Origin of the sequence: Roseburia sp. OF03-24, assembly GCF_003463035.1 — a bacterium.
In the GTDB taxonomy this organism is placed as follows: domain Bacteria; phylum Bacillota; class Clostridia; order Lachnospirales; family Lachnospiraceae; genus Roseburia; species Roseburia rectibacter.
Map to the genome: position 1 here is coordinate 1 of NZ_QSCK01000012.1, position 26,253 is coordinate 26,253.

Genomic DNA, 26,253 nt, shown 5'->3' on the forward strand with positions numbered 1-26,253 from the left:
TGTCGGGAGTTCGAATCTTCTCGCGCACGTATGTATGGAGACATGATTTATCATGTCTCTTTTTCTATATATAATTTAAAAAAGTTCTTGACGTAATCTCCTCTCTTGTGCTATCATATACGTTGCACTATTGTGGTGCAGTGGACTTAGTGCGCTTATTCGCAGGAGTCCGGTAACGTTATAAACAACGGGTTCTGCCCTTATGTTAATAAAAACGAGAGGTGAAACGTCAAATGGAGAAAAACAGAATACGACCAGTCAAAGCCGGTAAAGGCATGCGTATGAGTTACTCAAGACAGAAAGAGGTATTGGAAATGCCGAATCTGATAGAGGTTCAGAAAGACTCCTATCAGTGGTTTTTAAAAGAAGGCTTAAAAGAAGTTTTCGACGATATCTCCCCGATCGCAGATTACAGCGGTCACTTGAGTCTGGAATTTGTTGATTTTACATTATGTGAATCAGATGTAAAATATACAATTCCGGAGTGCAAAGAGAGAGATGCAACTTATGCAGCACCTTTAAAGGTAAAGGTAAGACTTCACAACAAAGAAACAGATGAGATTAATGAACATGAGATTTTCATGGGTGATCTTCCTTTGATGACCGAGACAGGTACTTTCGTAATCAACGGAGCCGAGCGTGTTATCGTCAGCCAGTTGGTACGTTCTCCGGGTATCTATTACGGTATTGCTCACGATAAAGTGGGTAAAAAGCTGTATTCCTGTACCGTGATCCCGAACCGTGGTGCATGGTTAGAGTATGAGACAGACTCCAATGACGTATTCTATGTTCGTGTTGATAGAACGAGAAAGGTGCCGATCACAGTATTGATCCGTGCACTTGGTATCGGAACCAATCAGGAAATCATCGATCTGTTTGGTGAGGAACCGAAGATTCTTGCAAGTTTTGGAAAAGACGTTGCAACAAATTATGAGGAAGGTCTTCTTGAGTTATATAAGAAAATCAGACCAGGCGAGCCGCTTACAGTTGAAAGTGCGGAGAGCCTTATTTCTGCTATGTTCTTTGATCCGCGAAGATATGACCTTGCAAAAGTAGGCCGTTACAAATTTAATAAGAAACTTATGTTAAAGAACCGTATCAACGGACAGGTTCTCGCAGAGGATGTTGTAAATCTTGCAACTGGTGAGATCATTGCAGAGGCTGGTACGGAAGTGACAAGAAGTCTTGCAGATGATATCCAGAATGCAGCTGTTCCATATGTATGGATTCAGACAGAGACTAGAAATGTCAAAGTTCTTTCTTCCATGATGGTTGATTTAAGAACATATGTGGACTGCAATCCAAAAGACCTTGGTATCACCGAGCTGGTGTACTATCCGGTACTTGCTCAGTTGATGGAAGAACATACAGATATTGATGAATTAAAAGAAGCGATCAAAAAGAATGTGCATGACCTAATTCCGAAGCATATTACAAAGGATGATATTTTTGCATCCATTAACTACAATATGCACTTAGAGTATGGTATCGGTAATGATGATGATATCGATCACCTTGGAAACAGACGTATCCGTGCAGTTGGTGAGTTATTACAGAACCAGTATCGTATTGGTCTTTCCAGATTAGAGAGAGTTGTTCGTGAGAGAATGACTACTTTAGATTTAGACGGTATTTCTCCACAGAGTCTGATCAATATCAAACCGGTAACAGCAGCGGTAAAAGAGTTCTTTGGTTCTTCCCAGTTGTCACAGTTTATGGATCAGAACAACCCATTAGGTGAGCTGACACATAAGAGACGTCTTTCTGCATTAGGACCTGGTGGTCTTTCCAGAGACCGTGCCGGATTCGAGGTACGAGATGTACATTATTCCCATTACGGAAGAATGTGCCCGATCGAGACGCCTGAGGGACCAAACATCGGTCTTATCAACTCACTGGCAAGTTATGCAAGAATTAACGAGTATGGTTTCGTAGAGGCACCATACCGTAAAATCGATAAATCAGATCCTAAGAATCCGCGTGTCACAGACGAAGTAGTTTATATGACAGCAGATGAAGAGGATAATTACCATGTAGCGCAGGCGAATGAGGCACTGGATGCAGAAGGACATTTTGTCCGTAATTCCGTATCTGGTCGTTACAGAGAGGAAACACAGGAGTATGAGAAGACTATGTTTGATTACATGGACGTATCTCCGAAGATGGTATTCTCTGTCGCAACAGCACTTATTCCGTTCTTACAGAACGATGATGCAAACCGTGCGCTGATGGGATCTAACATGCAGCGTCAGGCAGTGCCGCTTCTTACCACAGATGCTCCAGTAGTCGGAACAGGTATGGAGACAAAGGCAGCGGTTGACTCCGGTGTATGTGTGATCGCAAAGAAATCCGGTATTGTAGAAAGCTCTGAGTCAAACCAGATCATTATTAAGAGTGATGAGGGAACCAGAGATGTATATAAACTGACAAAATTCTCAAGAAGTAACCAGTCTAACTGCTACAACCAGAGACCGATCGTATTCAAAGGTGACCGTGTGGAAGCCGGAGAGGTAATTGCAGATGGTCCGTCTACTTCGAACGGTGAGTTAGCACTTGGTAAAAACCCACTGATCGGATTCATGACCTGGGAAGGTTACAACTACGAGGATGCTGTTCTCTTAAGTGAGAGACTGGTACAGGATGATGTTTATACATCTATCCATATTGAGGAATACGAAGCAGAAGCACGTGATACAAAACTCGGACCGGAAGAGATCACAAGAGATGTTCCTGGTGTCGGCGATGATGCGTTAAAAGATCTCGATGAGAGAGGTATCATCCGTATTGGTGCAGAAGTTCGTGCCGGTGATATCTTAGTCGGAAAAGTTACTCCGAAGGGAGAGACTGAGCTGACTGCGGAGGAGAGACTGCTTCGTGCAATTTTCGGTGAGAAAGCAAGAGAAGTTCGTGATACTTCCTTAAAAGTACCACATGGTGAATATGGTATCGTAGTTGATGCGAAAGTATTTACAAGAGAAAACGGTGATGAGTTATCTCCTGGTGTAAATCAGGCAGTCCGCATTTACATCGCACAGAAGAGAAAGATCTCTGTCGGTGATAAGATGGCTGGTCGTCATGGTAATAAGGGTGTTGTTTCCCGTGTACTTCCTGTTGAAGATATGCCATTCCTGCCAAACGGACGTCCGCTTGATATCGTATTAAATCCTCTTGGTGTGCCGTCCCGTATGAACATCGGTCAGGTCCTTGAGATCCATTTAAGTCTTGCTGCAAAGGCACTTGGATTTAACATTGAAACACCGGTATTTGATGGTGCAAAAGAGATCGATATCCAGGATACACTTGAGCTTGCAAATGACTATGTAAATATGCCGTTTGATGCGCAGGAAGCAGCAAAAGAAGGCAAAACAGAGAGTTTTGAAGAAAAATACAAAGATATCTTAAGAGAAGACGTTATGAAGTATCTTTCTGACAATCGTGCGCATCGTGCACTGTGGAAAGGTGTTCCGATTTCCCGTGATGGAAAGGTTCAGCTTCGTGACGGACGTACCGGAGAGCCGTTTGATTCACCGGTAACCATTGGACACATGCATTATCTGAAACTCCACCATCTGGTAGATGATAAGATCCATGCACGTTCTACTGGTCCTTACTCCTTAGTAACGCAGCAGCCGTTAGGTGGTAAAGCACAGTTCGGTGGACAGCGTTTCGGAGAGATGGAGGTTTGGGCACTGGAAGCATACGGTGCATCTTATACCTTACAGGAGATCTTAACAGTAAAATCCGATGATGTTGTCGGACGTGTTAAGACTTATGAAGCAATTATTAAGGGTGATAATATCCCTGAGCCGGGTATTCCGGAGTCTTTCAAGGTTCTGTTAAAAGAGCTTCAGTCACTTGGTCTGGATGTCAAAGTCTTAGACGAGGACAGAAACGAAGTAGAGCTGATGGAGACAAGCGAATACGGCAATACCGATCTGAATTCCATTATTTCCGGAGATAAGGATTTTGCATTTGAGGACAGTGATTCCTTTGCAAAGATGGGATTCTCACAGAAAGAGTTCAATGCGGAAAATGAAGAACTCGTAGATGTGGATGAGGAGCCGGAGGAAGATGAGGATGATTCCGACTTTTTCGACGATGCAGAAGAAAATACTCTTGACGAAGAATAAATAGAAAGGGAGTGTCATAATGCCAGAAACAATGAGTAAAGAAGCCACAGGTCAGTCTATCTCATTTGATGCCATCAAAATTGGATTGGCGTCTCCGGAAAAGATCCGGGAGTGGTCTAGGGGCGAGGTAAAGAAACCGGAAACCATTAACTATAGAACTTTAAAACCGGAAAAAGATGGTCTGTTCTGTGAAAAGATATTTGGACCGAGCAAAGACTGGGAATGTCATTGTGGTAAATATAAGAAAATCCGTTACAAAGGCGTTGTCTGCGACCGATGCGGTGTTGAGATTACAAAAGCAAGCGTTCGTAGAGAGCGTATGGGACACATTGAGCTTGCAGCTCCGGTATCCCATATCTGGTACTTTAAGGGTATCCCATCCCGTATGGGATTAATCCTTGACTTATCCCCGAGAACTCTTGAAAAAGTTCTTTACTTTGCTTCTTATATCGTACTGGATGCGGGCAATACCGCATTACAGTACAAACAGGTACTTTCTGAGAGTGAATATCAGGAAGCAAAAGAGCAGTACGGCAGTTCTTTCCGTGTTGGAATGGGTGCCGAAGCTATTCAGGAATTATTACAGGCGATCGATCTTGAGAAAGATTCCGCTGAGTTAAAGGCAGAGCTTGAGGATGCAACCGGTCAGAAACGAGCAAGAATCATTAAGAGACTGGAAGTTGTAGAAGCTTTCCGTGAGTCTGGAAACAAACCGGAATGGATGATCATGACAGTTATCCCGGTTATCCCACCAGACTTACGTCCTATGGTTCAGCTCGATGGTGGACGTTTTGCAACATCCGATCTGAATGATTTGTACAGACGTATCATCAACCGTAACAACCGTTTAAGAAGACTCTTAGAGTTAGGAGCACCGGATATCATCGTCCGCAACGAAAAACGTATGCTTCAGGAAGCAGTTGATGCCCTGATCGATAATGGTCGTCGTGGCCGTCCTGTTACAGGTCCTGGTAACCGTGCATTAAAATCTCTTTCTGACATGTTAAAAGGTAAATCCGGACGTTTCCGTCAGAACTTGCTTGGAAAACGTGTTGACTACTCCGGACGTTCCGTTATCTGTGTAGAGCCGAAGTTAAAGATTTATCAGTGTGGTCTGCCGAAAGAGATGGCAATCGAGCTGTTCAAACCGTTCGTTATGAAAGAGCTTGTTGCAAACGGTACCGCACACAACATCAAGAGTGCTAAGAAGATGGTCGAGAGACTCCAGACAGAGGTCTGGGATGTTCTCGAAGACGTTATCAAAGAGCATCCGGTTATGTTAAACCGTGCTCCTACACTGCATCGTCTTGGTATTCAGGCATTCGAGCCGATCCTCGTAGAAGGTAAGGCGATCAAGTTACATCCGTTGGTATGTACCGCGTTCAACGCCGACTTCGATGGTGACCAGATGGCTGTGCATCTTCCACTTTCTGTAGAAGCACAGGCAGAGTGCCGTTTTATGTTACTTTCACCGAACAACCTGTTAAAACCGTCTGATGGTGGTCTTGTTGCCGTTCCTTCACAGGATATGGTACTTGGTATCTACTATCTGACACAGGAAAGACCGGGAGCAAAAGGTGAAGGTAAATTCTTCAAGAGTGTAAACGAAGCAATTCTTGCATATGAGAATGGCGTAGTAACGCTTCATTCAAGAATTACTGTCCGCATGACAAAGACTATGCCGGATGGAACAACACTTACCGGAAATGTAGAATCTACACTGGGACGTTTTATTTTCAATGAGATCATCCCACAGGATCTTGGATTTGTAGACAGAAGTATTCCGGGCAACGAATTAAAACTGGAAGTAGATTTCCTTGTTGCAAAGAAACAGAATAAACAGATTCTGGAAAAAGTTATCAATATCCATGGCGCAACAAAGACAGCAGAAGTTCTTGATGCTGTAAAAGCTATGGGTTACAAATACTCCACAAGAGCAGCTATGACCGTATCCATTTCCGATATGACCGTACCGCCTCAGAAGCCGCAGATGATCAAAGATGCACAGGATACTGTTGACCGTATCATGAAACAGTATAAACGTGGTCTTATCACTGAGGAAGAGCGTTACAAAGAGGTTGTTGAGACCTGGAAAGAGACTGATGAGGAACTGACACATGCACTTCTTTCCGGACTTGATAAATACAACAACATCTTCATGATGGCTGACTCCGGAGCCCGTGGTTCCGATAAACAGATCAAACAGCTTGCCGGTATGCGTGGACTTATGGCAGATACAACCGGTCGTACGATCGAGCTGCCGATCAAGTCAAACTTCCGTGAAGGTCTTGATGTACTTGAGTACTTTATGTCCGCACATGGTGCTCGTAAAGGTCTTTCCGATACTGCACTTCGTACGGCTGACTCCGGTTACCTGACCAGACGTCTTGTTGATGTTTCACAGCATATGATCGTTCGTGAGTCCGACTGCTGTGAGGGTACAGGCAGAGAGATCCCTGGAATGTGGGTAACTGCGTTCATGGATGGAAAAGAAGAGATCGAGAGTCTTCAGGAGCGAATTACAGGACGTTTCTCCTGTAACACGATCTGTGACAAAGATGGAAATGTCATTGTAAAAGCAAACCATATGATCACACCGAAACGTGCAGCTGCAGTTATGAGCCAGGGTGTTGATGAAAATGGCGAGCCACTTAAGAAAGTTAAGATCCGTACCGTATTATCCTGCCGTTCCCATATGGGTGTCTGCGCAAAATGTTACGGTGCAAACATGGCTACAGGTCAGGCTGTACAGGTTGGTGAGGCAATCGGTATCATCGCGGCACAGTCTATCGGTGAGCCTGGTACACAGCTTACCATGCGTACGTTCCATACCGGTGGTGTTGCCGGAAACGATATTACTCAGGGTCTTCCTCGTGTCGAGGAGATTTTTGAGGCAAGAAAACCTAAGGGTCTTGCAATCATCACAGAGTTTGGCGGCGTAGCAACCATTAAGGATACTAAGAAGAAACGTGAGATCATTGTTACAAATAATGAGACCGGAGAGTCAAAGGCATATCTGATTCCTTACGGTTCCAGAATCAAGATCATGGATGGCGCAGTGCTTGAGGCCGGTGATGAGCTGACAGAAGGTTCTGTAAATCCACACGATATCTTAAAGATCAAAGGTGTCCGTGCAGTTCAGGATTACATGCTCCGTGAGGTACAGCGTGTATACCGTCTGCAGGGTGTAGAAATCAACGATAAGCATATCGAGGTTATCGTACGTCAGATGTTACAGAAAGTACGTGTTGAGACAAACGGTGATTCAGAGATGCTTCCGGGTGTGTTAGTAGATACACTTGATTTCGAAGATACCAATGAAAAACTGATTGAAGAAGGAAAAGAGCCGGCAGAGGGCAAGCAGGTATTACTTGGTATTACCAAGGCTTCTCTTGCAACAAACTCCTTCTTATCAGCAGCATCCTTCCAGGAGACAACAAAAGTTCTTACAGAAGCTGCAATCAAAGGTAAAGTCGATCCGTTGATCGGTATGAAAGAGAATGTTATCATCGGTAAACTGATCCCTGCCGGAACAGGTATGAAGAGATACCGTAACATTAAACTGGATTCCGATATCAATGAGGATGATGAGCTGATGTTTGATGATTTCGATGATTTTGACGATTATGAGGATGAAATTCCGATGAACGAAGAAAATAAGATCGAAGAAGCTCCGGTAGAAGAATAAATTATTACGAATGAAAAAGAGCTGTTGTACTGGCTGATGAAGATCAGCGGTGCGCAGTTCTTTTTTTTGTGAAGTACAACTGGAAAAATATGAATAAAATATGTATTACCGGGAAATATGTATTAAGAGAATGGAAAGACAGATTATTATAGAAGAAAGTCTGAAAATAGAAAAAAAGCTTGACAGACAGGAGTTACACTTATATAATAATTTAGCATGCATATTTAGGGATGCATATTTAATATAACAGGAGGTGAAAATAATGCCAACATTTAACCAGTTAGTAAGAAAAGGACGTCAGACATCTGTTAAGAAGTCTACTGCACCTGCACTTCAGAAGGGTTACAACTCCCTGCAGAAGAGACCTACAAATACTTCTTCTCCACAGAAGAGAGGTGTATGTACCGCTGTTAAGACAGCAACTCCTAAAAAACCTAACTCAGCTCTTAGAAAGATCGCCAGAGTTCGTCTTTCCAACGGAATCGAGGTAACAAGCTACATTCCAGGTGAGGGACACAACTTACAGGAGCACAGCGTTGTTCTGATCCGTGGTGGTCGTGTTAAGGACTTACCAGGTACAAGATATCACATTATCCGTGGTACACTTGATACAGCAGGAGTCGCTAACAGAAAGCAGGCTCGTTCCAAATACGGCGCTAAGAGACCAAAGGCTTCTAAGTAATTTTAGGTATTGGACCGAAGTTGCTTGATAATTTAGCGAACCATAGTATCACATTTGTTGTATCTGGCATATTTTGCCGGATGGACTATAGGTTGGTGTTGGGATTATTATCACAAACGATAGATTTCCGCACGAACATTATGGCGAAATAGATGGTCTTTGACCGATATTTTACACATTGTGAGTACCGTTGAATTAATCGAAATGAAGTTCACTGAAACAGCCTGCCGATAGCGGTATGCTGTCAGGTAGTAAGGCTGTAAATGGCGGCATTGCCGCACTCAGTAAATGCAGAAAATATTTCTGTATAGTAAATTATGATTAAGGAGGGAAGAACCGTGCCACGTAAAGGACATACTCAGAAAAGAGACGTATTAGCAGATCCGTTATACAACAATAAAGTGGTTACCAAACTTATCAACAACATCATGTTAGATGGTAAGAAAGGTGTTGCTCAGAAAATTGTATACGGAGCTTTCACAAGAGTTGAGGAGAAAACAGAGAAACCAGCTCTTGAGGTATTTGAAGCAGCAATGAATAACGTTATGCCTGTTCTTGAAGTAAAGGCAAGACGTATTGGTGGTGCAACATATCAGGTACCAATCGAAGTAAGACCGGATCGTCGTCAGGCGTTAGCACTTCGCTGGCTGACTACTTACTCTCGTGCCAGAGGTGAGAAGACGATGGAAGAAAGACTTGCGAACGAGATCATGGATGCAGCAAACAATACCGGTGCATCTGTTAAGAAAAAAGAAGATATGCACAAAATGGCAGAGGCAAACAAGGCTTTCGCGCACTACAGATTCTAAAAGCATTCAGAATATCTCCGCAAGGCTGTTGCTTTTAAATATGGAATTTTTGATCGCTGCGTGAGCATTTGCTTTCGCGGCGATAGCATATCGTTAGTAAATTAAGGAGGAAATACCTTGGCTGGAAGAGAATATCCATTAGAGAGAACCAGAAACATTGGTATTATGGCTCACATCGATGCTGGTAAAACAACATTGACAGAGCGTATTCTTTACTATACCGGTGTTAACTATAAGATTGGTGATACTCATGAAGGTACTGCTACCATGGACTGGATGGAGCAGGAGCAGGAAAGAGGTATCACGATTACATCAGCCGCTACAACATGTCACTGGACATTGGAAGAGTTCACAAAACCAAAGGCAGGTGCATTAGAGCATCGTATCAATATCATTGATACCCCAGGTCACGTTGACTTTACAGTAGAGGTAGAGCGTTCACTCCGTGTACTTGACGGCGCTGTCGGCGTCTTCTGTGCAAAGGGTGGTGTTGAGCCTCAGTCAGAGAATGTATGGCGTCAGGCTGATACCTACAATGTACCGCGTATGGCATTCATCAATAAGATGGATATCTTAGGTGCAAACTTCTACGGCGCTGTTGACCAGATCCGTACAAGATTAGGAAAAAATGCAATCGTTCTTCAGTTACCGATCGGTAAAGAAGATGATTTCAAAGGTGTTATTGACTTATTCGAGATGAAAGCATACATCTACAACGACGATAAGGGTGATAATATCACTGTTACCGACGATTTAGGTGATATGAAAGATGATGCAGAACTTTATCGTTCTGAATTAATCGAGAAAATCTGCGAGTTAGATGATGACTTAATGATGATGTACCTTGAGGGTGAAGAACCATCCGTAGAGGAAATGAAAAAAGTATTGAGAAAAGCTACATGTGAATGTACAGCTGTACCTGTTTGCTGTGGTTCTGCTTACAGAAACAAAGGTGTTCAGAAACTTCTTGATGCGATTATCGAGTACATGCCGGCTCCAACAGACATCCCTTCAATCAAGGGTGTGGATCTGGATGGAAATGAAGTAGAGAGACATTCATCTGATGATGAGCCGTTCTCCGCTTTAGCATTCAAGATCATGGCTGACCCATTCGTAGGAAAACTTGCTTTCTTCCGTGTATACTCCGGTAGCATGGCAGCAGGTTCTTACGTTCTCAATGCAACAAAAGATAAAAAAGAGCGTGTTGGACGTATCCTTCAGATGCATGCAAACAAGAGACAGGAGCTCGACAGAGTTTACTCTGGTGATATTGCAGCAGCAGTTGGATTTAAGTTCACCACAACAGGTGATACAATCTGTGACGAGCAGCATCCTGTAATCTTAGAGTCCATGGAATTCCCAGAGCCGGTTATCGAGCTTGCTATTGAGCCGAAAACAAAAGCTGGACAGGGTAAGATGGGTGAGGCTCTTGCAAAACTTGCAGAAGAGGATCCTACATTCCGTGCGCATACTGATCAGGAAACAGGTCAGACAATCATCGCTGGTATGGGTGAGCTTCATCTGGAGATCATCGTTGACCGTCTCCTTCGTGAATTCAAGGTAGAGGCAAACGTTGGTGCACCTCAGGTTGCTTACAAAGAGACATTTACAAAACCTGTAGATGTTGAATACAAATATGCAAAACAGTCTGGTGGACGTGGACAGTACGGACACTGTAAAGTTAAATTCGAGCCGATGGACCCGAACGGTGAAGAAACATTCAAGTTCGAGTCTACCGTAGTTGGTGGTGCTATTCCGAAGGAATACATCCCGGCAGTAGGTGAAGGTATCGAAGAAGCAGCTCAGGCTGGTATTCTTGGAGGATTCCCGGTACTTGGCGTACATGCTAATGTATACGATGGATCTTACCATGAAGTCGATTCATCCGAGATGGCATTCCACATTGCCGGATCTATGGCTTTCAAGGAAGCTATGCAGAAGGCAAGTCCGGTATTACTTGAGCCGATCATGAAGGTTGAAGTAACTATGCCAGAGGAATACATGGGTGATGTTATCGGTGATATCAACTCCCGTCGTGGACGTATCGAGGGAATGGATGATATCGGTGGCGGTAAACTTGTAAAAGCTTATGTTCCGCTTGCTGAGATGTTCGGATATTCTACAGATTTACGTTCTAAGACACAGGGACGTGGTAACTACTCTATGTTCTTCGAGAAATATGAGCCAGTACCAAAGAATGTACAGGAAAAGGTATTAGCAGATAAATCTAAATAATCGGTTACCTGCTTTTCCTGAAATTAAAACATTCGGATTTCCTATATTTTATAGGAAATCCGATAGAAATAGCTTGAAAAACCAATGATTATTTTATATAATCAGAGTTAGCCGAGTTATTGAAAATAACAACTATAGCCCATAGGGCATCATTTTAAGGAGGATATTCAAAAATGGCAAAAGCTAAGTTTGAAAGAACAAAACCACATTGTAATATCGGTACCATTGGACACGTTGACCATGGTAAAACAACTTTAACAGCTGCTATCTCTAAAGTATTAGCTGCAAGAGTTGCTGGTAACACAGCTACAGATTTCGATAACATCGATAAAGCTCCAGAAGAGAGAGAGCGTGGTATCACAATTTCTACTGCTCACATCGAGTATGAGACAGAGAAGAGACATTACGCACACGTTGACTGCCCAGGTCATGCCGATTACGTTAAGAACATGATCACTGGTGCTGCTCAGATGGATGGTGCTATCCTTGTTGTAGCTGCTACAGACGGTGTTATGGCTCAGACAAAAGAGCACATCTTATTATCCCGTCAGGTAGGTGTACCTTACATCGTTGTTTTCTTAAACAAATGCGATATGGTAGACGACCCAGAGTTAATCGAGTTAGTAGAGATGGAAGTTACAGAGCAGCTTGAAGAGTACGGCTTCGAAGGATGCCCGATCATCAAAGGTTCTGCTTTAAAAGCTCTTGAAGATCCAAACGGCGAGTGGGGAGACAAGATCATGGAGTTAATGGATACTGTTGATGAGTACATCCCAGATCCACAGCGTGATACAGATAAACCATTCTTAATGCCAGTCGAGGACGTATTCACAATCACAGGTCGTGGTACAGTTGCTACAGGACGTGTTGAGAGAGGTACATTACACTTAAATGATAACCTTGAGATCCTTGGTGTTAAAGAGGACGTTCAGACAACAGTTGTAACTGGTATCGAGATGTTCCGTAAACAGTTAGACGAGGCTCAGGCTGGTGATAACATCGGTGCATTACTTCGTGGTATCAACCGTGATCAGATCGTTCGTGGTCAGGTTCTTGCTAAACCAGGTACAGTTACATGTCATCGTAAATTCACAGCTCAGGTTTACGTATTAACAAAAGATGAGGGTGGTCGTCATACTCCATTCTTCAACAACTATCGTCCACAGTTCTACTTCAGAACAACAGACGTAACTGGTGTATGTAACTTACCAGCTGGTACAGAGATGTGCATGCCAGGTGATAACATCGAGATGACTATCGAGTTAATTCACCCAGTAGCTATGGAGCAGGGTCTTACATTCGCTATCCGTGAGGGTGGACGTACTGTTGGATCAGGTCGTGTTGCTACAGTTATCGAGTAATTTATAATTGCTTAAAATTAAGGGTTCCCAGTGATGGGAGCCCTTTTTTGATATTATTTTGAAACTATAATGCAATTTTAGTGAAAAAATGGTAAACTGTTATTTGTTATTTTAATAATTTGAAAAGAGGCAGAAGATGAACAACAAAACAACCAGAAACAGTTTACTACTATTAGTGACGGCAGCTGTCTGGGGGGCAGCTTTTGTGGCGCAGACAGTTGGTGGACAGGCGATCGGAGCGTATTCATTTAATTGTATCCGCAGCATTATCGGTGCATTGGTGTTGATTCCGGTTATGAAGTTTTTGGACAAAAAAAATTTATCACCGAAAAGACCAAAGACAAAGGAAGATTACAAACTTTTGATAAAAGGCGGAATCTGCTGTGGAGTGGCACTCTGCATTTCTACGAATTTACAGCAGGTTGGAATCCTGATGGGAGCCAGTGCTGGAAAAGCAGGTTTCCTGACAGCAGTTTATATTTTGCTCGTGCCGATCTTAGGTTTATTTTTACATAAAAAATGTGGTATGAATATATGGTTTGCAGTTGCGCTTGCACTGGTGGGACTGTATTTTTTGTGTATGCAGGATAAGAATGGATTTCACCCGGCAGATTTGTTACTTCTTTGCTGTGCGTTTGGGTTTTCTATTCAGATTTTATTTGTCGATTATTTTTCACCGAAGGTGGATGGGGTACGTCTTTCCATGATCCAATTTCTTGTAACCGGGGTGCTGACTTCAGTTCCAATGTTTGTGGTTGATATGCAGCATTCAATCCCAGGGATTGAGGTGTGGGCGCAAGCTTTTTTATCATGGTCGGCATGGGTTCCGATTTTATATGCAGGAATTATGTCCTGTGGGGTTGGATATACATTGCAGATCATTGGTCAGAATGGGCTGAATCCAACAGTGGCATCTCTTATCATGAGTCTGGAAGCCGTGTTTTCAGCCGTGTTTGGATGGCTGATTTTGAATCAGAAACTTAGTACGAAAGAGATATTTGGCTGTTGTCTGATTTTTGCAGCAATTATTCTGGCGCAGCTTCCGGTGAAAGGGAAAAATAGGAGAAAAATGAAAAAAACAAAATATTCTGGTAAACAGAATTTAGCATTAATATTATTGTTTGCCGTATTTCTAGGGTTATTTGCAGATCCATGTGCGATCAATGCAAAGGCGGATCAAAAGAAAAAAGACTATGGTGTATTTTTAAGTATTGATTCGTCTAAGATGCAGAAATTATACGCATACAAACTTGTGGTCATTGATGCACAGTATTTTTCGGCAAAAGAGATACGCGCCCTGCATAAGAAAGGTGTAAAAGTTTATACCTACTTAAATGTCGGGTCCATTGAAAAATTTCGTGATTATTATAAAAAATATGAACATCTTACGATTGGGAGTTATGAGAACTGGGAAGAGGAAAAATGGGTAGATGTTTCCAATAAGAATTGGCAGAAGTTTATCGGAAATTTGTCAAAGAAGCTGTTGAAAAAAGGCGTGGATGGTTTCTTTATTGATAATTGTGACGTTTATGATTACGCAAAGACAAAGCAGAATTTTACAGGGCTTGCAAAGATACTGAAAAATGTTAAGCGCTTTGGAAAAGATGTCGTAATCAATGGTGGGGATGTTTTTGTCACGAAATACAGAAAAACATATGGTTCAGCAAAAGACATTATGACTGCAGTTAATCAGGAATGTGTGTGGAGCAGTATTCAATTTAAAACAGGTTCGTTTGGAAAACAGACCAAAGCAGCGCGCGGATATTTTACTGATTATGTTAAGAAATGTAAAAAGGATGGAATGAAAGTTTATCTGCTGGAATATACAAAAGATAAAAAGCTGATCAGACAGATCAAAGGGTATTGCAGAAAAAATAAATTTCATTATTATATCTCAGATTCGATCGAACTTGATTAGTGCATTTTGCAGCGTGTAAACGATGGATAGAGTCTGGTAAACAAGGCTTCGGTTGAAATTCGGTGCCTTTTTGCTATCTTTTGGGTAAAAAGGCTATGGATGTCAGACATGACAGGAAAGGAAAACTATGGAAGCAAAAGAATTAGGAGCATTTATCGCACAGATACGCAAGGAAAAACAAATGACACAGGCACAGCTAGCAGCCTGCCTGAAAGTCACAGACAAAGCTGTCAGCCGTTGGGAGAGGGGAATGGGATTTCCGGATATCCAGACACTAGAACCTTTGGCAGTGGCACTGGGCATTACTTTGACAGAGCTGATGAAATGTCAGAAGATGCAGCAGGAGGTAAGTGTGCAGGATACTGATGCGGTGATCGAGGCGGGCATTAATATCGCAAAATATCAGCAGAAGATGCAGAGAAAAAAGATGATGCAGGGTTTTGGACTGATTGTAGCAGGTGCATTTGTAATTTTTAATGCAGTATATCTGCATGCCAGCGTAACATTCAGTGCGATATTGCCGAATAGCGCAGATGGACCGACTGCAGTATTTTATGCGGGAAAACTTGGTGATGTAAAACCATACATCTGGGGAATGGTCGGTGTAGCTGCGATCGCAGGAGGAATCATCCGAATCATCCGTGGACGGAGATAGAACAGCAGTTACTGCAATTGACAGTGCAGAACAAAATCCTTACAATAAAAAGGTAACATTTATTGATTGTAAGGGGAGGAGTTTTGGAATGGAACAAAAAGAGATGGCAAAAAAGAGGTTAATTATTTATGTGCTTATTGCCTATGGTCTGACCTATCTCATGGGAATTCTGATGTGGTATGGCAGTACAAAAGGATATGATCTTACGGCATTTCCAACGGCGCAGATGATGTATCCGGCCACAGGCGTGATCATTGGACTTTTTCTGGCACACAAAGGAGAAAAGATTCTGCCGACAGGTTTTTTTATTTCGGTTCTGGCAACAACTGGAGTCCTGATTGTACTTGCGCTTTTATCCGTATTTTCTCCGGTGGAGGATCTGAATATTGCAGGAATGACGATGTCCGTTTATAATCTGATCTCACAGTATGTACTTATCATTGGGAGTATCGTGGCATTCATTTTTCTTGCGGTTGCAGGAAATGAAAAGAGGGCAGCTGCGGGACTGACCAGACAAAACTGGAAAAGTGCTGTGTTTATTGTACTTTTATTTGTGGGTATTTATATTGTAAGAACTGTTGTGTCGATGGCAGGACAGGGCGTGTCTGACGGCAATGGAATGCAGTATGTAAAAGAATGGGCGGCAATGTTTAAAGATCCTGTGATGTGGCTGAATATCGTTGCACTTCCGATCAATTATTTTTTTGTATTTATTGCATTTTTCGGAGAAGAATATGGCTGGAGATATTATCTGCAGCCCATTTTACAGAAAAAGTTCGGTCTTCGTGCAGGTGTGATCGTGCTTGGTGTGGTATGGGGACTGTGGCATATTCCGGATGATCTGTTTTATTATACACAGACATCGGGAATCCAGATGATTTTTGCACAGCAGATCACCTGTATTGCACTTGGAATCTTTTTTGCATATGCTTATATGAAAACAAAAAATATCTGGGTGCCGGTCTGCCTGCATTATCTGAATAACAACCTGATACCGATCATTTCAGGTACATTTTCCGCAGATGTTCTGGAAAATCAGACTGTAAGCTGGAAAGAACTTCCGGCTGCGCTGGTGCTAAATGGATTGTGCTTTGGATTTTTTCTGCTTGCAGATGTGTTCAAAAAGAAAGAAGTTCAAAAAGAGGATTAATTTGAAGAAAAATTAACTGTAAAAAGCATATGGTGTCATATGAAAAAGCGCATGTACAGTAAAAAAGATTGTCAGAAAGATGATTTTACTGCATATGCGCTTTTGGTTCATGACAATAGAAAGCCTGCAGAACGTGAATTCTATTTTAAAACATGATTTTTGATTTATTTTTTAACAGTCTGGCACCATTTACGATCAGAAGAATCCCGGCGGTGATTCCACCCGCAAGGACACAGATACCAACTGCCAGTGTACAAGCCCCGGTAGAACCCATTGTCTTATAAATTTTTTCGTCCATCTTATATGCCCCCTTTGTTTGGATTTCTCATATTCTTAATGTATATTATTCTATCATTATTCTCATGAATATACAAACCCAGATTAAAAAATATCTGATAAAAATTACAGTTCATCGGGTGTCCAGTCACCGAGAACCAGTTTTCTTGCAAAGTGTCTGGCCTGTTGTTCATCCAGATTTTGAACAAAATCAGCCTGGTCAGAAAGTGGACGGCAGTCAGAGGTTGCGGGGTAACTTGCGTATTCGGCATAACATACCGTTTCATGTGTATTTTTGCGGTTCCAGTCATGAAAACCGGCAGGATGGATATGCGCGCCAAGTTCACAGGAAATCAGGATCGTTTTTGCATAGTCGCGCCATGGTCTGCCAAGATAGACAGATCCGGCAGGGCAGTCTTTGGAGATGAACCGGCAGTCGGAAAAAACGTAGCCGTATGCCTGACCTTTTGGTGTGGAGGCGGCAGTTACATAGCCCTGGATAAGAGGAAATGCAGATGTATCGGAAAGCGCATCGGACAGGGCTGATGTTTTTGTGCGCAGCAGGGATTCTATGGTGCAATGTTCAAAATATGCTGTGGCACTGCCAAAAATAAAGTCAATATCGCCGCAGATATAGCAGTTTTTATAATAATGTCTGCCGTTGATACGCGGGGCAAACTGTTTTGGACCGATGAATCCTCCGGGCTGTCGTTCTGTTTCAGGAAGCGGTCCGGTAAAAAGTGTGTCCTGATGTCCGAGAAGGCGGCAGGAATCGATCGTAAGGCGGTCACCGTCAGCATAGAGAGCGATCGCCTGTCCATGTGTGGCAGAATCTCCCGAAGCGTTTTCAACGGTGAGATTTTGAAGCGTTACATCATGTGTATCTATAAACAGTGTATATGTGCGGAAGGTACCACGCTTACTTCCATCGGGCATCAGATCCAGGGCATAATCATCATAGGTGATGACAGTATCGGAATTGTTTTTACCCATACCACGCAGTGTAACATAGGGTTTATCTATAGTCAGTTTTTCATGATAAATGCCCGGTTCGATTTCAATGACAGTTGGTGTCTGATCAGCGGCAGGAATATGTGCTATTGCAGCACTGATAGTGGAAAAATGATCCGGATTGCTGGAAACATGGAGTATTTTTTGCATGGGAAAATCCTTTCTTTGTTTCTTAATATTTTCTGAGGATAGTATAACACAGATATTGTCTGGTTGAAATTGGGAAAGAGGATGTTTATAATAGAATATAAAATAGGAAAAAGGTACAGTATTGAAAGGTGTGGAGATTATTATGGAACTAAGTTATAAGGAAATCAGGGCACAGATCTGTGATGTATGCCATAAGATGTGGCAGCTGGGATGGGTTGCGTCAAATGATGGAAATGTGTCGGTAAAACTTTCGGATGGTACATTTTTGGCAACACCGACAGGCGTGTCAAAAAGTATGGTAACCCCGGAAATGATCGTGCATATAGATAAAACAGGGGAGATTATTGAAACCATGGACGGTTATCGTCCGTCGTCTGAAATGAGGATGCATTTCAGATGCTATGAGGAACGTGAGGATGTCGGCGCAGTTTTGCATGCACATCCTCCGGTTGCGACAGGGTTTGCCGTGGCAGATATCCCTCTTGATGAATATTCCATGATTGAGACTGTGCTCGCACTTGGTTCGGTGCCAGTTGCGCCTTATGCGACACCTTCCACGGATGAAGTGCCGGATGCCATTACTCCGTATCTGCCAGAGCATGATGCGATCCTGCTGAAAAATCACGGAGCTGTGACGGTAGGTGCTGATGTCTATACGGCATACTATAGGATGGAAACATTAGAGCAGTTTGCAAAGATCACGCTGACGGCACATCTGCTTGGTGGTGCAGAAGAGATCGACCGGGAAAATATCGACAGACTTGTGGACCTTAGAAATAATTATTATAAAATGAGTGGAAAACATCCGGGGTATAAGAAATATAGCAGGCATTTTGCTCCGCAAAACAAGGAGGAAAATACTCCAAAAACAAGGAGGAAAATACTACCAAAAAGAAAGGAGGATTAAAATGAGTACAGGCAGACATAAACAGGAACGCGGCGTTGGGCTGCAGCCATTGGATGAGATCAATGGATATCAGGTACGTCCGGGTTTTTATAACAGGGATGGTGCGACAGCAACCACAAGAGGTGTCAGCTTTACGATCCATTCCTTTGGTGCGACAGCATGTTATCTTCTGTTGTTCCGGCCGCAGGAAAAAGAGCCATATGTGACCCTAAAATATCCGGAGGCTTATCATATTGGAAACACATATTCCATGTTCGTTTTTGGATTGAAAATCGAAGAGTTTGAATATGCATTTCAGTTGGACGGACCTTATGATGAGAAGAAGGGATTATTATTTAAGAAAGAAAATGTTCTGCTTGATCCGTATGCGAGAGCAGTAACGGGACAGAGAAACTGGGGAGAGCGCCCGGAAGGCGGTGCAGACTTTGTTTATCATGCCAGAGTTGTGGAAAATAACTTTGACTGGGGAGATATCCGCCCGACGGAGCATCCGTTTGAAGATCTTGTCATCTACGAGATGCATGTAAGGGGATTTACAAAAGATGCATCGTCCGGTGTGACACCTGGAGCAGAAGGCACCTATGAGGGACTGCGGCAGAAAATCCCATATTTAAAAGATCTTGGGGTAAATGCAGTTGAACTGATGCCGATTTTTGAATTTGACGAGATGGAAAGCACCAGAGTAGTGGATGGAGAACGTCTGTATAATTACTGGGGGTACAATACTGTCTGCTTTTTTGCTCCGAATACCAGTTATACATCAGTTGTAGAGCATAATCATGAAGGTGATGAGTTAAAAGAACTGATCTATGAGTTAAAGGAAAACGGTATTGAGGTCATTTTGGATGTTGTGTTTAACCATACAGCGGAGGGAAATGAACAGGGACCGTGTTTTTCTTTTAAAGGAATTGATAATAATACTTATTATATTCTGACACCGGATGGCTACTATTATAATTTCAGCGGCTGCGGTAATGTCATGAACTGTAATCATCCGGCAGTAAGACGTTTTATCATTGACTGTCTGCGCTACTGGGTAACGGAGTATCGTGTGGATGGTTTCCGTTTTGATCTTGCATCTATTCTGACGCGTGATGAAAAAGGAGCACCGATGGCGGATCCACCATTACTCCAGGCTATCGCATGTGATGCGATCCTTGGAAAGGTTAAACTGATCGCAGAGGCATGGGATGCAGGCGGACTTTATCAGGTTGGAAGTTTTCCGTCATGGAACCGTTGGGCAGAATGGAATGGAAGATACCGTGATGATATAAGACAGTTTTTAAAAGGCACGGATGGAATGGCAGGAACAGCGATCACACGTATCACAGGCTCGAAAGACCTTTACCCGAAGCACCGTGGTGACAGTGCATCTGTCAATTTCATCACCTGTCATGATGGATTTACATTGTACGATCTATATGCCTATAATACAAAGCACAATGAAAAAAATGGCTGGAATAATTCTGACGGAGATAACAACGGAAATAGCTGGAACTGTGGAGCAGAGGGTGAGACGGATGATCCGCAGATCGAAGGCCTGCGCCTTAGAATGGTCAAAAATGCATTTGCGACACTGATGTGCAGCAGGGGACCTGCCATGTTTTATGCTGGAGACGAATTTTGTAACACACAGTTTGGCAATAATAACGCTTATTGTCAGGATAATATCATATCCTGGCTTGACTGGAGCAGGTTGGAAAAATATCGGGAGATCCATGATTTCTTCCGTTATATGATCGCTTTTCGTAAAAAATATCCGGTTCTGCGCCGCTCGACAAAAAAAGCGCTTTGCGGACTCCCAGAGATCAGCATTCACAATGGTTTTCCATGGAATGGAGGAACTGATTTTACCAGCAAACTGATTGGTATTATGTATGCCGGCAGGGATGATGCAGATACCAGAGATGATATTATTTTCTATGGAATGAATGCGTACTGGGAAACGCTTGTCATGCAGCTTCCGGAATTACCGAATAATCTGCAGTGGAAAATCTGTGTCAATACGAATGTAGAGTATGAGGACGGAAAAGATGTAGAATCACAGACGGAATTTTATTATAAAAAATCGTTAAAAATTCCGCCGAGAAGTGTGGTTATTTTAGTGGCAGAATAGATATATAACAAAATCAGCCAGTGACATGCGATCGTGCATGAAACTGGCTGATTTTGCAGAAACATCTATAGCCAGCCGCCATCAAGTGTGATGATCTGTCCAGTCAGATAGTCATTTCCACTAGCAAGCTGCACGGCAAGATGTGCAACTTCTTCCGGTGTTCCAAATCTTCCGGCAGGAATCTCATCGGCAAGTTCTTTACGTTCTTCTTCAGAAAAGCAGGCATTCATCTGTGTATCGATCACACCACATGCGATCGCATTGACCTGGATATTACTCGGAGCAAGTTCCTTTGCAAGTGCTTTTGTAAAAGAATTGATTCCGCCTTTGCATGCGGAGTATGCAACCTCGCAGGAGGCGCCGGCGATGCCCCAGACGGAAGAAATATTGATGATCTTACCTTTTTTTTCATGCACCATATGCGGGATGGCGAGCCGGCTGGTAGAAAAAACAGAGGTAAGATTTGTGGAAACGATATGATTCCAGTCATCAATTGACATATCTGTCAGCAGACCGATATAGGAAATTCCAGCGTTATTGATCAGGATATCTATGCCACCAAAATGCTCTGTGATCTGGGTAAATAATTGCTCGACATATTCAAAGGAGGAAATATCGCCGATACTGGCGTGTACCTCGGTATGATAAGTATCTTCCAGTTCTGTTTTTAAATTCATAAGTTCCTGTGTGGATTTCGAACAGGTAATGATCAGGCGGTCGCCTTCTGCTGCAAATGCAGTTGCAATCGCGCGTCCGATCCCGCGGGAAGCTCCGGTGACTAATACAGTTCTATTCATAAAAATCTCCATTTCTTAATAATTTGTTGTTTTAGTATATTGTGTGTAAAATCAGCACATGATCCAATTCGTTGTCCGTCAATCATGCAAGCATGTTGACTCTCTTGCACTCATTGTATCATGAAAAAAATCAGAAGACAATTTTTGAAAAATGATGAAATTTAAATAAAAAAGTAAAAATTAGGTATGGACATTTTCAGAAAGATGTGATAATATAATCAAGCACGATTCAAGACAACTTGATTACGGCGCGTGGCTCAGCTTGGTAGAGCGCTGCGTTCGGGACGCAGAGGTCGCAGGTTCGAATCCTGTCGCGCCGACTATATGAAACCTTTGAGAATAAAGGGAGAATGAAAAAGGACTTTCCAAGATGGAAAGTTCTTTTTTTGTGGTCTGACTAACAATGCTATTAAAAATGATTCCCTATTTTCTGAATATGTGATATAATACAAAAATGTAACCGTTTACATTGCAAAAAAAGAAGGGGGAATTTCACAAATGAAGAAAAAAACAAGTCTTAGTGTAAAGCTGATCGCAGCTTTTATGGTTGCGATCCTTGGAAGTGTTTTGATCTGTGCACTTCTTACACACAGTAAGGTAAAAAGCGTGTTAAACAGTAACATGCAGCTTACGAGCGAGCAGACATTAAGCAGTGCAATGACGAGTCTGCAGACATATGAGAAAACGATCAGTCTGCCGGTCGATCTTCTGACTAGAAAAGACAGTATCAAACAGCTTTTGATCGAGCCGGAAAACTATGATAAATATATCGACAATGTAAATGACGAACTGGTTGCAGCCTGTAAAGTCGTGAATGGATCTGTGCGTGCATATTATGCTTTAAATGATGGCAGAACGATCACCGGATGGGTAAAATATGAAGCTGACGGTTCAAAGACAGCGATGAATACAGTAGAAAATAAGGATCTTTCCGGAAAAGAATGGTACACTGCATGTCAGGGAAGAAAGGCAAAAGTAAATTCTATTTTCAGTTATATTACAGCACCTTATACAGATGAGGAGACCGGAGAACAGATTATCACAGTCTGTCAGGAAGTAAAATACAAAGATGTTGTCCAGGGTGTTGTTGCCATGGATATCGAGGCATCTGCACTGGCAGATTATGTGGAAAACATCAGGCTTTTAAATACAGGATTTGTCATGCTGGTAGATGAACAGGGAAATATCATGGTTGACAGCGAAAGCAATACTTTTGCAGATGGTACAGTTGCAGACCTTGAATTTTTCGCTCCTTTGACAGAAGAATTAGATAATCTTGAAGAACAGAAAGCACAGTTGGAGGAAAGTGAAGATCCTGCAGCAGATGATATTGTATTACAGGCATCCTATAATATGCGTGCCGAAGGAAGGAACTGCGCGATCACAGCGATGACAGACCGCGTGACCGGATGGAGAATGATAGGATGCATCAATGATCAGGAAAATCAGAAAAATCTCATCAATATTAATATTGGAACACTTGCAGCGGGAATGATCGGACTGGTATTTGGCTGTGTGATCGCAGTTGTGACAGCATTCAGTTTTAACCGTGAGATCAAAAAACTTCAGAATGCGACACATCGTGTTGCAGGCGGTGATTTCTCCGAAAAGATCAAAGTTACCAGAAGCGATGAATTTGGTGTACTTGAGACAAACTTTAACGGTATGATGGATGATGTGTCCGGACTGATTCATGCAGTTGAGGATAAGTCGAATCATATTCTTGAAGTTGCAGGTGGTATCTCTGAGGTCGCAGGCAATACGAAAACGACGATCGAACAGGTAACACAGGCAATTGACAGTGTTGCGCAGGGGGCAGTAAAACAGGCAGAAAGTACACAGGAAGCCAATACCCAGGTGGAGCATTTGAAGAATAGCTTAGATGAGACCAAAGAATATGTTTCCGGCATGAATGGCATGACGGAGAAGGCAAATGAGGTCAGCACCGAGGGAATTGAAAGCGTAAAAGACCTGATTGAAAAATCCGGAAAAACAGCCGAAAAATCCAAAGTTTCGTTAGAGGTCATGAACGAGATGGTCGAGAGTATTGATAAAATTTTCTATATATCAGATACGATCGCAGATATCACTTCCCAGACGAATCTGTTATCATTAAATGCAAGTATTGAGGCAGCAAGAGCCGGAGAGATGGGAAAAGGTTTTGCAGTTGTTGCAGATGAGATCCGTAAACTGGCAGATGAGTCGAAAGAGTCAACGGATGAGATCAAAAAGATCATCACGGAGATCACAGAGAAATCAAAACTGGTTGAGGCAACCATGCAGGAGAATGAGGTACTGCAGAGTGAGCAGCAGGAAGCAATCAACCGTACGGAAGAGATCTTTGGTGAGATTATGAAACAGATCGAAATGTTAGGATCTGGCATGGAACGAATCAATACATTAAATGAAAATATGTCTGCCAATAAAGATCTTGTTGTGGATAAGATGGGAACGATCGCATCGGTATCCGAGCAGTCAGCAGCGGCAACCGAAGAGGTTAATGCTTCCACGGAGCAGGTTAATGTTACAATGGCAGAGATCAGTGAACATACCGGCACACTACAGGCAATTGCCAAAGATCTGATGGAGACGATTAATCGATTCAAACTCTCTTAAGTCATGTAAAATGACTTGCAAAACACATTCCATACAGGTATAATTCATGACAATGGGGTTGCATCAAAGCGTGCAATCTATTGCATTTGAGAATTGAAAAACAAACCGGATGGGATGAAACAGGAGGAAGAGATGGGAAGAGACGTTATTATTGCGTGTGATTTTAACAGCAAAGAAGAAGTGATCAGTTTTCTTGGAAAATTTAAAGAGGAAAAACCTTTTGTAAAGATTGGTATGGAGTTATTTTACGCAGAGGGACCGGAGATTGTCCGTACGATCAAACAGATGGGGCACAAGATTTTTCTTGACCTGAAATTACATGATATTCCAAATACCGTAAAAAAAGCAATGTCTGTATTATCGGGACTGGATGTAGACATGTGTAATGTACATGCGGCAGGCACTAAAGCGATGATGCAGGCTGCTATCGAGGGACTTACGAGAGAGGATGGAACGAGACCACTTCTGATCGCAGTCACACAGCTTACTTCCACCAGTGAAGAGGTAATGCAGCAGGAACTGTGGATCGAAAAACCGATCGACCAGACGGTTATGCATTATGCAAAAAATACAATGGAAGCAGGATTAGACGGTGTGGTATGTTCTCCATTGGAAGCCGGAAAAGTACATGAAGTATGTGGAGACAAATTCCTTACCATCACACCGGGAGTACGTTTTGCGGACGGCGATGTCGGTGATCAGAAGCGTGTGACAACGCCGGCGAAAGCAAAAGAGCTTGGATCTGACTATATCGTAGTCGGAAGACCGATCACACAGGCAGATGATCCGGTAGCTGCATACCGCAGATGTGTAGAAGAATTTGTAGGCTAGATGAAAAACAGGAAAAAGAGAAAGATGAACGGTCTTTCTCTTTTTTCGGTTAAAAGAGAGGATTGGAACAGATAGGGGATTTCATGGAAAGAAAAGGACTCAGTGGAAGTGCATTAAAGATGATCGCGATCGCCACAATGCTTATTGACCATATTGCAGCGACTGTGATCATTCGTGTATTAAAATTCGGAGGCTATAATGACAGCCTGTATCAGTTATACCGTGTGATGCGGAATATCGGAAGAATTGCGTTCCCGATTTTCTGCTTCCTTCTGGTGGAAGGATTTATGCACACGAGAGACCGGGAAAAATATGCGCTGCGTCTAGGGTGTTTTGCTGCAATATCCGAAATACCGTTTGATCTTGCATTTAACGGAAAAATTTTAGAAGTCGGATATCAGAATGTGTTTTTTACATTGCTGCTTGGTCTGCTTACCATGATGGCATATGATTCTGTGATGAAACAGAGCCGTTTTAGCGTCTGGAAAAGGACAGGACTTTCCACACTTGCAATCCTCGTCGGGATGTTCGCAGCAGAGTTTTTATCGACGGATTATGGTGCGCTTGGAGTGCTTTGTATCATGGTGTTTTATCTGTTTCGAAGAAGCAGGATGCAGCAGGTCGTATTTGGATGTCTGGCGTTTGTCTGGTGGGAATGGGCGGCAGTATTTGCATTTATTCCAATCTATTTCTATAATGGAAAACGTGGTTTTGGCATGAAATATTTCTTTTACGCATTTTATCCGGTACATCTGCTGATCTTGTATTTTATCGTATATAAAATGGGATATGGTGCTGTATCTGCAATCTGAAAATTTTAATATAAGGATTCATAGAAAAGGACTTTAGAAAACGGAGGGGATGTTTTCTAAAGTCCTCTTTATATGTAAACCTGCCGGAATATCTGGCAGGATTGTTTTT

At 42.6% G+C, this 26,253-nt stretch carries 16 protein-coding genes, 1 tRNA gene and 2 pseudogenes; 16 read left to right on the forward strand and 3 right to left on the reverse strand.

The genetic code is table 11. The features are described 5' to 3' along the window. Nucleotides 1–233 precede the first annotated feature (233 nt). The 10 genes and pseudogenes from rpoB (at nt 234) to DXA60_RS07570 (ending at nt 16,628) form a co-directional block, all read left to right on the forward strand. Complete coding sequence (gene rpoB / locus DXA60_RS07525) at nt 234–4,130, forward strand: DNA-directed RNA polymerase subunit beta (protein ID WP_117920696.1); 3,897 nt, start codon at nt 234–236, stop codon at nt 4,128–4,130. A gap of 19 nt (nt 4,131–4,149) precedes the next feature. Beyond that, a complete protein-coding gene (rpoC, locus tag DXA60_RS07530; RefSeq protein ID WP_117920697.1) occupies nt 4,150–7,818 on the forward strand; it encodes a DNA-directed RNA polymerase subunit beta' in 3,669 nt (1,222 codons plus the stop codon). Between the two features lie 262 nt (nt 7,819–8,080). Then, nucleotides 8,081–8,500 (forward strand): 30S ribosomal protein S12, encoded by a 420-nt coding sequence (rpsL, locus tag DXA60_RS07535; RefSeq protein WP_006859047.1) that lies wholly within the window; start codon nt 8,081–8,083, stop codon nt 8,498–8,500. 338 nt (nt 8,501–8,838) lie between these two features. Beyond that, nucleotides 8,839–9,309, forward strand: coding sequence for a 30S ribosomal protein S7 (gene rpsG, locus DXA60_RS07540; RefSeq protein ID WP_207661930.1), 471 nt, complete (start codon nt 8,839–8,841; stop codon nt 9,307–9,309). A 117-nt stretch (nt 9,310–9,426) separates the two neighbouring features. Further along, entirely contained in the window at nt 9,427–11,544 is a 2,118-nt protein-coding gene (fusA, locus tag DXA60_RS07545; protein WP_117920699.1) for an elongation factor G, read from the forward strand. Between the two features lie 173 nt (nt 11,545–11,717). Further along, nucleotides 11,718–12,905: an elongation factor Tu gene (gene tuf / locus DXA60_RS07550; protein ID WP_006859046.1), complete on the forward strand. Its 1,188-nt coding sequence runs from the start codon at nt 11,718–11,720 to the stop codon at nt 12,903–12,905. A 136-nt stretch (nt 12,906–13,041) separates the two neighbouring features. After that, nucleotides 13,042–13,956 (forward strand): annotated as a pseudogene (locus DXA60_RS19750) (DMT family transporter); the annotation flags it as partial. Between the two features lie 204 nt (nt 13,957–14,160). After that, nucleotides 14,161–14,823 (forward strand): annotated as a pseudogene (locus tag DXA60_RS19755) (endo alpha-1,4 polygalactosaminidase); the annotation flags it as partial. A 127-nt stretch (nt 14,824–14,950) separates the two neighbouring features. After that, complete coding sequence (locus DXA60_RS07565; protein ID WP_117920700.1) at nt 14,951–15,478, forward strand: helix-turn-helix domain-containing protein; 528 nt, start codon at nt 14,951–14,953, stop codon at nt 15,476–15,478. Between the two features lie 88 nt (nt 15,479–15,566). Further along, nucleotides 15,567–16,628 (forward strand): CPBP family intramembrane glutamic endopeptidase, encoded by a 1,062-nt coding sequence (locus DXA60_RS07570; protein ID WP_117920701.1) that lies wholly within the window; start codon nt 15,567–15,569, stop codon nt 16,626–16,628. A 145-nt stretch (nt 16,629–16,773) separates the two neighbouring features. Here the strand turns inward: DXA60_RS07570 and DXA60_RS18865 are convergent, their stop codons facing one another. Next, nucleotides 16,774–16,926, reverse strand: coding sequence for a hypothetical protein (locus DXA60_RS18865; RefSeq protein ID WP_186900061.1), 153 nt, complete (start codon nt 16,924–16,926; stop codon nt 16,774–16,776). A gap of 104 nt (nt 16,927–17,030) precedes the next feature. Then, nucleotides 17,031–18,065 carry a pectinesterase family protein gene (locus DXA60_RS07575; RefSeq protein ID WP_117920702.1) on the reverse strand — a complete coding sequence of 345 codons (1,035 nt, stop codon included), beginning with the start codon at nt 18,063–18,065 and terminating at the stop codon, nt 17,031–17,033. Nucleotides 18,066–18,207: 142 nt separating this feature from the next. Here DXA60_RS07575 and DXA60_RS07580 point away from each other — a divergent pair, with 142 nt between their 5' ends. Then, nucleotides 18,208–18,972 (forward strand): class II aldolase/adducin family protein, encoded by a 765-nt coding sequence (locus DXA60_RS07580; protein ID WP_117920703.1) that lies wholly within the window; start codon nt 18,208–18,210, stop codon nt 18,970–18,972. 1 nt (nt 18,973) lies between these two features. Further along, entirely contained in the window at nt 18,974–21,088 is a 2,115-nt protein-coding gene (locus DXA60_RS07585) for a glycogen debranching protein (RefSeq protein ID WP_117920704.1), read from the forward strand. 65 nt (nt 21,089–21,153) lie between these two features. Here DXA60_RS07585 and ymfI read toward each other — a convergent pair whose 3' ends face one another. Further along, entirely contained in the window at nt 21,154–21,885 is a 732-nt protein-coding gene (ymfI, locus tag DXA60_RS07590; protein ID WP_199536199.1) for an elongation factor P 5-aminopentanone reductase, read from the reverse strand. A 246-nt stretch (nt 21,886–22,131) separates the two neighbouring features. Here ymfI and DXA60_RS07595 point away from each other — a divergent pair. From DXA60_RS07595 to DXA60_RS07610, 4 genes are all read left to right on the forward strand, one after another. Then, nucleotides 22,132–22,205: transfer RNA gene (locus DXA60_RS07595), tRNA-Pro, on the forward strand. A 178-nt stretch (nt 22,206–22,383) separates the two neighbouring features. Continuing rightward, nucleotides 22,384–24,501, forward strand: a complete 2,118-nt coding sequence (locus DXA60_RS07600) for a methyl-accepting chemotaxis protein (RefSeq protein ID WP_117920706.1) — start codon at nt 22,384–22,386, stop codon at nt 24,499–24,501. 132 nt (nt 24,502–24,633) lie between these two features. Beyond that, nucleotides 24,634–25,332 (forward strand): orotidine-5'-phosphate decarboxylase, encoded by a 699-nt coding sequence (gene pyrF, locus DXA60_RS07605; protein ID WP_117920785.1) that lies wholly within the window; start codon nt 24,634–24,636, stop codon nt 25,330–25,332. A gap of 83 nt (nt 25,333–25,415) precedes the next feature. After that, a complete protein-coding gene (locus DXA60_RS07610) occupies nt 25,416–26,144 on the forward strand; it encodes a TraX family protein (RefSeq protein WP_117920707.1) in 729 nt (242 codons plus the stop codon). The last annotated feature ends 109 nt before the right edge of the window (nt 26,145–26,253 follow it).